8 protein-coding genes are annotated in these 7,888 nt (G+C 73.2%); 2 read left to right on the forward strand and 6 right to left on the reverse strand.

Features of this window, described 5'->3' with window-relative positions; genetic code table 11:
• Window positions 1–114: 114 nt before the first annotated feature.
• The 5 genes from sepX to C1I93_RS26175 all read right to left on the reverse strand — a co-directional run bounded on the left by sepX (window position 115) and on the right by C1I93_RS26175 (window position 6,196).
• Window positions 115–966, reverse strand: a complete 852-nt coding sequence (gene sepX / locus C1I93_RS26155; protein ID WP_181445332.1) for a divisome protein SepX/GlpR — start codon at window positions 964–966, stop codon at window positions 115–117.
• A gap of 178 nt (window positions 967–1,144) precedes the next feature.
• On the reverse strand, window positions 1,145–1,786 hold the full coding sequence (locus C1I93_RS26160) for a GNAT family N-acetyltransferase (protein WP_111245944.1): 642 nt from the start codon (window positions 1,784–1,786) through the stop codon (window positions 1,145–1,147).
• Window positions 1,787–1,817: 31 nt separating this feature from the next.
• Window positions 1,818–3,131, reverse strand: coding sequence for a molybdopterin molybdotransferase MoeA (locus C1I93_RS26165; RefSeq protein ID WP_111245945.1), 1,314 nt, complete (start codon window positions 3,129–3,131; stop codon window positions 1,818–1,820).
• On the reverse strand, window positions 3,128–4,081 hold the full coding sequence (locus tag C1I93_RS26170; protein ID WP_111245946.1) for a UTP--glucose-1-phosphate uridylyltransferase: 954 nt from the start codon (window positions 4,079–4,081) through the stop codon (window positions 3,128–3,130). The genes C1I93_RS26165 and C1I93_RS26170 overlap by 4 nt, the downstream gene beginning before the upstream one ends.
• 9 nt (window positions 4,082–4,090) lie before the next feature.
• A complete protein-coding gene (locus C1I93_RS26175) occupies window positions 4,091–6,196 on the reverse strand; it encodes a diguanylate cyclase (RefSeq protein WP_181445333.1) in 2,106 nt (701 codons plus the stop codon).
• A gap of 83 nt (window positions 6,197–6,279) precedes the next feature.
• Here C1I93_RS26175 and C1I93_RS26180 point away from each other — a divergent pair, with 83 nt between their 5' ends.
• Together C1I93_RS26180 and C1I93_RS26185 are read left to right on the forward strand one after the other, a co-directional pair.
• Window positions 6,280–6,945: a 5-formyltetrahydrofolate cyclo-ligase gene (locus C1I93_RS26180; protein WP_111245948.1), complete on the forward strand. Its 666-nt coding sequence runs from the start codon at window positions 6,280–6,282 to the stop codon at window positions 6,943–6,945.
• 41 nt (window positions 6,946–6,986) lie between these two features.
• On the forward strand, window positions 6,987–7,322 hold the full coding sequence (locus tag C1I93_RS26185) for an FmdB family zinc ribbon protein (RefSeq protein WP_223256457.1): 336 nt from the start codon (window positions 6,987–6,989) through the stop codon (window positions 7,320–7,322).
• Window positions 7,323–7,520: 198 nt separating this feature from the next.
• Here C1I93_RS26185 and C1I93_RS31775 read toward each other — a convergent pair whose 3' ends face one another.
• Window positions 7,521–7,694, reverse strand: coding sequence for a hypothetical protein (locus C1I93_RS31775; RefSeq protein WP_181445334.1), 174 nt, complete (start codon window positions 7,692–7,694; stop codon window positions 7,521–7,523).
• Between the last annotated feature and the right edge of the window lie 194 nt (window positions 7,695–7,888).

Here is a 7,888-nt window from a genome sequence, read left to right on the forward strand (position 1 = left end):
CGGCATGATCGCCCCGCCCACCCGGCATGATCCAAACAACTTCGCCGGACTTGCGGCCTCGACTGCCCGAGGAGACAGCAACTACGGCGAAGTTGCGGATCGGGCGGCGTGGGCTTACCTGCCACGGCCTGTTTCGTAGGGGCGGCCGCGGAGGCCGCCGGCTCGGCGGTAGGAGACGGAGCCGCCGTTGGCGGCCTGCGGGAGGTCGGCCGGGCGGTCCAGGCCCATGGCGGTACGCCGGACCGCCTCCCGCTGGGCGGTCAGGCGGCGTTGGGCCTCGCGGCGGGCGGCAGCCCGGCGTGCCTGTTCGCGGCGTACCTCGGCCTGACGGGCGGCCAGCCAGGCGGTCTCGCGGGCGCGGGCCCGACGGCGGCGGCGATCGGCCAACGCGCGGGCGCGCAGGTGTGCGACGTACACCACAAGCAGGGTGAAGGTGACCGCGAAGCTGATCCAGAACCCCGGGCCGACCACCACCACACCGACCAGTTCGACGGCGTTGAGCAGCACCAGGGCGGCCAATACCCGACGGCGGCGGTAGATGGCGGGAGTGTGCTGGTGGCGGCGGTCCGGGCGACGCCGGGGTCGGCCGGCAGCCGACGGTACGGACCGCAGCCGGCTCCGGCGACCGGAGCGCCGCCCGGTCCCCGGTTCCCCGCCGGAGCGGCCCGACGATCCCGACCCCGCATCGGAACGGCGGGCTGCGGGTGGCCCGGAGACGGGGGCGGAGAGCCCCCCGGAGCTGGCATCTTCGCTGAGGGTGACCACCAGAGTGCGGGGTGCGTTCACCGGACGGCGGCCCGGGACAGTGCGACGTCGTCGATGGCGCTGGAGCACCCGCGCCGTCGACTGCGCCCGCTCCGCCACCAGCCGCTCGGCGGCGTCGTACCGGCGGACCAACGCCGGAGCGAGGGCGAGCAGACCGGCGGCGGCGAGGACGGCGAGGAGCACCGAGGTCGGCACCCTCACCCCTCCCGTCACCGAATTCGGAGCAACCGCCGACCGGCCGCAGGATCTTCCACCGACCGGTGCCGGAGGCGTGAAACGTGCGGAGCGGGCAGCGGCTGCCGCAGCTTGCAGTTACCTGAGGTTACGGGTCACCGACGCCGGAACAACCACGCCGCGCCGATCCCGGACGTGGGACGGCTCACCGGGCGTTGGCGCGCAGCCGGTGCCAACGGGCCAGCAGGCCACCCTCGGCGGCGACTTCCTCACTTGTCATCGCGTACCCGATGTGGTCGCGCCAGGCACCGTCGATGTGCATGTAACGCGCGTGGTACGCCTCCTCGCGGAAGCCCAGTTTCTCCACCACGCGGCGCGACGGCCCGTTCTCCGGCCGGATGTTGACCTCGATCCGGTGCAGGCCGCCGGGGCCGAAGGCATGGTCGACGGCGAGCGCCAGCGCGGTGGGGATCACGCCACGACCGGCCACCCGACGGTCCACCCAGTAGCCGACGTAACCGGAGCAGAACGCCCGGCGGACGATGTTGCCGAGATTGAGGTGCCCCACCAACCGCTCTTCGCCGTCGGTGTACAGGCAGACCGCGAAGGGCATCCCCTCGCCGGTACGCGCCGACCGCCGTTGATCCCGGTGGACCCAGCGGAAGGTGGCGGGTGAGTTCAGCTCGTCCCAGTCACCGGCCGGCGACGACTCCCAGCGGGCCAGCCAGTCACGATTGGCGCGGCGCACCTCCGACCAGGCCACCGCGTCCGAACGGCGGTACGGCCGCAACAGCACCGGGCCGTCGGAGAGCACCGCAGGCCAGCCGGGTGCCCGTCTGAACCGCACCGATCCTCCCAACCCGAGCGTCAGCGGCGATTCACCGTCGACGGTCCAGCAGCAGCACGTCCACGGTGGAGCCGGCCGCGGCGGCGGTCACCCGCTCGCCAAGAACGAGGAGGCCGTTCGCCTCCGCCAGGCCGGAGAGGGTGAACGGGCCGCCGTCGAGCGGTTGGACAGTGTATCCCCCGCCGCGTCGTTCGGCGACGTGGGCGGGCCGGAACTCGCGCAGCCCCGCCGGCGAGGAGACCGTCTCCAGCAGGTGCGCCCGGACACTGGGGCGGAACACCGGCTCGGCGCCGGCCAGCAGATTGATCGCCGGGCGGGCCAGCACCTCGAAGCCGATCATCGCGGCGCCGGGGTCACCGGGCAGGCACACCACCGGCACCTCCTCGGCGCCGACCGTACCGAAACCGAGCGCGCTGCCCGGATAGAGCGCCACGTCGGTGAAGGTGACCGGGCCGGCCCGGCCGCCGTCGCGGCGGGACAGGATGCGGCGGACCATGTCGCCCGGCCCGGTGCCGGTGCCGCCGGTGGTGATGATCAGGTCGGCCCGCAGGGTCTGGTCCTCCAGCAGCCCCCGCAGCCCCTCCGGGTCGTCGTCGCAGATGCCCACCCGGTACGCCAGCGCACCCGCCTCCGCCGCCGCGGCGGTCAGCGCGTGCGAGTTGGCGTCCACCACCTGGCCAGGCTGGCTGCCCCGGCCCACGTCGACGAGTTCGTCGCCGGTGGCCACGATGACCACCCGTGGGCTGGGGCGCACCACCACATGCCCGATCCCGGTGGCGGCCAGCACCGCGACCAGGGCCGGTGAGACGTACGAGCCGCAGCGGGCGAGCACTGCGCCGGCCGCCACCTCCTCGCCGGCCCGGCGTACGCCGTACCCCCGCTTGGGGACACGGAAGATCTCCACCGCGGCCATGCCCTGATCGGTCCACTCCACCGGGACCACCACGTCGGCGGCGATCGGCAGTGGTGCCCCGGCGGCCACCGAGAAACAGGAGCCCGGGGTGAGCCGGACCGGTCGCCAACTGGCTGCGCCGAGATCACCGACCACGTTGAGCCGGACCGTGCGGCTGCCCGGCCGGCCGGACTGGATCGGCACGTACCCCATACCCCGGGCCCCGCCGGCGATGTCCTCCCAGCGCGCGGCGTACCCGTCCACGGCCGCCTGGTCGAAGGCCGGGAAGGCGTGCGGCGCGACAACGTCCTCAGCGAGGACGTTGCCGTACGCCTGGGTGAGGTCGAGGTCGAGTGGAGGCAGCGCGCGTAACCTGCGCAGCACACTGCCCAGGTAGTCGGCGAGCGGCGTCAACCCGTTTTCGGCCGCCTCGGCGTCGGCCGGCGCGATCATGTATTCGGACCGCCCGACGCGTCGGTGCTGACGAAGTCAGCGAGCCACTTGCGGAACTCGCTGCCCAGGTCCTCGCGTTCGACGGCGATCTGGACCACGGTCTGGAGATAGCCCAGCGGCATGCCGGTGTCGTAGCGGGTGCCTCGGTAGACGATCGCGTGCACCGGTGTGCCCTCGCTACGCAGCAGCTCCATCGCATCGGTCAACTGGATCTCCCCGCCGCTGCCGGGCGGAGTCCGACGGATGGCGTCGAAGATCTTGCCGGGCAGCACGTACCGGCCGAGCACGGCGAGGTTGCTCGGCGCCTCCTCCGGCTTCGGCTTCTCGACCATGCCTGTCACCTTCACGACCTCGCCGATGTCGGCCAGCTCGGACTCGGCCGGCTCGACCGACGCGATGCCGTACCGCTTCGTCTCGGCCGGATCGACCTCGAAGAAGGCGAGCACCACACCACCGGTACGCGCCTGGAGTTCCAGCATCGCCGGCAGCAGGGGTTCGGAGAGGTTGACGAACTCGTCGCCGAGTAGCACCGCGAAGGGCTGGTCACCGACGTGCGACTCGGCGTACCCGATCGCGTGGCCCAGGCCAAGCTGCTCCGGCTGGCGGCAGGTGTAGATCGCGGCGATCTCCTCGGTCCGCTTGACGGCGGCCAGCAGGTCCGGCTTCTCCGCGAGCCGTTCCTCCAGATCGGGCCGGCGGTCGAAGTGGTCCACCATCGACGTCTTGCCGCGACCGGTGATCAGCAGCACGTCGCCGATCCCGGCGTGGGCGGCCTCCTCGACGATGTACTGAAGCACCGGCCGGTCGACCACCGGCAGCAGTTCCTTGGGGACCGCCTTGGTGGCCGGCAGGAACCGGGTCGCCAGGCCCGCGGCCGGAATAACGGCCTTGACGGCACGGGGGCGGCCGGTGGCGGCGGCCGCTGAGGGGTTCGCTGAGTGCTCCGACATGTCGCGAGACTATCGGCCATGGCCGTATCTCGACGGGTGAGGACCGGAAGACGCGCCGCCCACCTGACCGGTTCTGCCGGTGCCGGCAGGTTCGCCGTCCGGTTGGGCGGAGGCCACCCGCCAGGTGTCCCGACCGGCGGCCTTGGCGGCGTAGAGCGCCTCGTCCGCCGCCGCCAAGACCCGGGGGCCACTCTCCGCGTGGTCCGGATATACGGCGATTCCGATGGAGACCGTGACCGGGACCGACCGCCTTACCCGGGCATGTCCCGTCACCGGGACCGGGTTGGCACGGACCGACGCGCCGAGCCGCTCGGCGACGATCGCCGCCCCGCGGGCATCGGTCTCCGGCAACAGCACCACGAACTCCTCCCCGCCCTGCCGGAAGGCCAGGTCCACCTCCCGGATCTCGCCGCGTACCCGACGGGCGAACTCGACGAGCACCGCATCACCGGCGGCGTGACCGTACGTGTCGTTCACCTCCTTGAACCGGTCCAGGTCGAGCGCGAGGACGCTCACCATCCGCCCGAACCGGTTGGCCCGTTCCACCTCGCGGCGCAATGATTCGCGCAGGTAGCGGTAGTTCCACAGCCCGGTGAGCGGGTCGGTCAGCGACAGCCGCTGGGTCTCTTCGTGGACGCGTACGTTGTGCACCGCCACCGCCGCGTGTCCGGCGAAGGTGCGCAGCCTGGCCAGGTCGTCGTCGTCGAACTCCGTGCCGCCGAGCCGGTCGTAGAGAGCGAGGACGCCAAGCGTCGGGGCGGCTGCGGTGCTGGTGGCGGCGGGCGGACCGACGGCGGGACGGTCACCGATCGGCGTCCCGGGACCGGCCAACGGCACCGCCAGATAGGTCCGGCAGCGCGGCTCGTCGGGCGGCCCGGCGTATGCCACCAGCCGACCCCGACAGGGCTGCCCGGTGGCCGCTACCGCACCCACCGCCCCGCAAGCCAACGGCACCCGGGGCGGCCCGGCCTCGGGCCACCCGTCGAAGCCCTCGACGCACTGGGCGACGAGCCCGCCGTCCGGTCCGGTGAGCAGTATCGCGCCGGCCCGGGCACCTGTCGCCACCAGCGCGCTGTGCAGGATCACCCGCAGGATCCGGTGCAGGTCGTGCGTGCTGGCCAGGGTGTCGCCGAGCACGGCTAGGTGTCCGCGCAGCTGGTCTCGGCTGCTGGCCAGGGCCGCCAGATAACCCCCGGTCTCGCGGGCCATCCGGTTGACCGCACCGGCCAGCCGACCGATCTCGTCGCCGCCGCGTACCGGAACCCGGGCGGTCAGGTCACCGGCCACCACCCGGTCCACCGCGTCGGCCAGTTCGACAAGCGGCCGGGTGGTCACCCGGGCCAGTCGCCAGGCCGTGGCCACCCCCACCAGCGCGGCCAGCAGCACCACCCCGACCAGCACCGCGGACAGGCCGGGCGGCTGGTCACTGGGCACCGAGAGCACCAGCGGCAGCGGCTGCCCGACGGTGGGACCGGCCCGACGCAGGTAACGGCCGTCGGGGGTGCTGGTGACGCGGTCGTCGTGCAGGGACGCGGCGGCGGTGAGCACTGCCTCCCGCCCGCCTGGGGACTCAGTGGTGTGGGCGACCTGCACCGGAGGGGCGGTCCCGTCGAGCAACGTCACCGCAGCACCGGTCACCCCCGCCAGCCGCGCCACGAACGCCGGGTCGACCGGCTGCGCGGCGGTGACCGCACCCAGCGGCGTACCGGCGGAGTCCCGCAGCTCCACCCGGGCCACCAGCGCACCGACGGTGCCGCCGGCCGGTGCCGCCGCCGTGCAGTCCCGCCAGGGTGCCGGCGGAGGATCGGGGGTGGCGTGCCGGACCCGCCCGGTCGCGTCGGTGACCTGGATGGCGGCGGCCAGGCCCCGGTTGACCACCTGAACGGCCACGTCGGCCTGGTCGGTGGTGAGGGCGACCGCGTCCGCCGCGGCGCGCAGTTGTTGGCAGAGTGCGTCCACGGAGGTACGCACGGCCGTCGCGGCCACCGCCAACCGCTCGGTGGCGCGGCTACGGTCCACCGCCGTCACGGTGGCGGCGACGAAACCGGCACCGAGCAGGACCGGGCCGAGCGCCACAGCCAGGAAGGCTGCGGTCAACCGCCCGCGTAGCGTCAACACTTCCCCCCGGAAGTTGCGACCGTCGCCTGCGATGCTGACACAGGGCGACCGTGATACAGGCGTTGCGTGAGGAGTGTTGCGTGCCGGAATTTGCGCAGGACGCGGAAGTGACCCATGAGGCGAAACGAGAGCGGCGCGTCGCGCTGCTCGCCCACCGCCGCGCCCTCCCGGAGGCGGTCCGGCTGGCGGCGGCGGAACGCCTCCAGGCCGAACTGGTCACCCTGCTCCGCCGCCTGCGGCCGAGCCGGGTGACCGCGTACGCGCCGGTGGGCACCGAGCCCGGCGGACCGGACCTGCCGGCGGTGCTCGCCGCCGCGTTGCCCGCCGGGGCGCAGTTGCTCCTGCCGGTCCTCCGCGACGACCTGGACCTGGACTGGGCCGCCTGGACCGGCCCGGCGGATATGGTCGCCGCCGGGCGGGGCATCCGCGAGCCGGCCTCACCCCGACTCGGGGTACGCGCGATCACCACCGCCGACCTGGTCGTGCTGCCGGGGCTGGCGGTGGACCGGCGGGGCGTACGCCTCGGCCGGGGTGGCGGCTCCTACGACCGGGCCCTGGCCCGGTTGCCCGCGACCGCCCGGACCGTGGTGCCGTTGTACGACGGCGAACTCCTGGACGCGTTGCCCGCCGCGCCGCACGACCGGCCGGTGGGCGCGGTGGTCACCCCGACCGGCGGTCTGCACCCGCTGGCACCCCCTGCAGGTGTCGTGCCACACACTTGCGCTGGACGAACCGGGGGGCGATGACGCACCATTGGCACTCGAATACGTCGAGTGCCAACCCGGCCGTGCCAGATCCGGAGGAGAACGTGCCCACGTACCAGTACGCCTGCACCGCGTGCGGTCACCAGCTCGAGGCGGTGCAGTCCTTCTCTGACGAGCCGCTGACCGACTGCCCGGCGTGCGAGGGGCGGCTACGGAAGTTGTTCAACTCCGTCGGCATCGTCTTCAAGGGCTCCGGCTTCTACCGCACCGACTCGCGCGGCTCGGCCGCGGACACCGGGTCGAGCACCACCAGCAAGCCCGAGAAGTCCGAGAAGTCCGACTCGTCGACCTCCACCTCCACCCCCTCGACCACCTCGTCGACCGGCGGCACGAGCAAAGCAACCACCGCCGCCGCCTGAGGTGCAAGGAGGGGCCCCCTATTAACGCCTCGTGAGGTAAAGGGGCCCCTTCTTAACAAAACACCCTCCTCCGGAGCGGCGCTGGGCCGCGCGGAGTGATGTCGGGCAGAGCCGGGCGAAGCGACGCCGGGGCAGAGCCGGACCGCGCCGGGCCACGCTCGGGGCAGAGCCGGACCACGGCAGAGGCGATGGAGCGACTCAGTCCCAGTGTGGGGGGCGTTCGGCGAGTAGGCGATCGTCGTTGCCGCCCGTTGATTCTCCCCAGCCCCGGTCGGTGTCGTCGGCCGTCTGCTCGGGCAGCACCACAAAGTCGTCGCTCAGATCGACCGTACGGTCGTCGTCGCCCTGCCTGCCGGGATCCCGCGTGCTCACGAGCGGCAAGGGTAACGCAGCTTGCGGCGGCGCGGCCTGACCCGCCGGTGCCACGGCGGTTGGTAGCGTCCGATGGCGTGACAGCCCCCCGCTCCGGCCCGGCGTCCGATGATCAGTGGCGCAGGCCCGACTCCGGTGCCGAACCCCCCGGCAACGCGACGAACCACCCCACCACGCCGCCCACCACGCCGAAC

It is taken from the genome of Micromonospora endophytica (assembly GCF_003236305.1).
Taxonomy (GTDB): domain Bacteria; phylum Actinomycetota; class Actinomycetes; order Mycobacteriales; family Micromonosporaceae; genus Micromonospora; species Micromonospora endophytica.

Excerpts from the sequence above, each read along its gene's own strand:
- C1I93_RS26170 (WP_111245946.1), bottom strand. The coding sequence starts at position 4,081 with ATGTCGGAGCACTCAGCGAACCCCTCAGCGGCCGCCGCCACCGGCCGC.
- C1I93_RS26165 (WP_111245945.1), bottom strand. The coding sequence starts at position 3,131 with ATGATCGCGCCGGCCGACGCCGAGGCGGCCGAAAACGGGTTGACGCCG.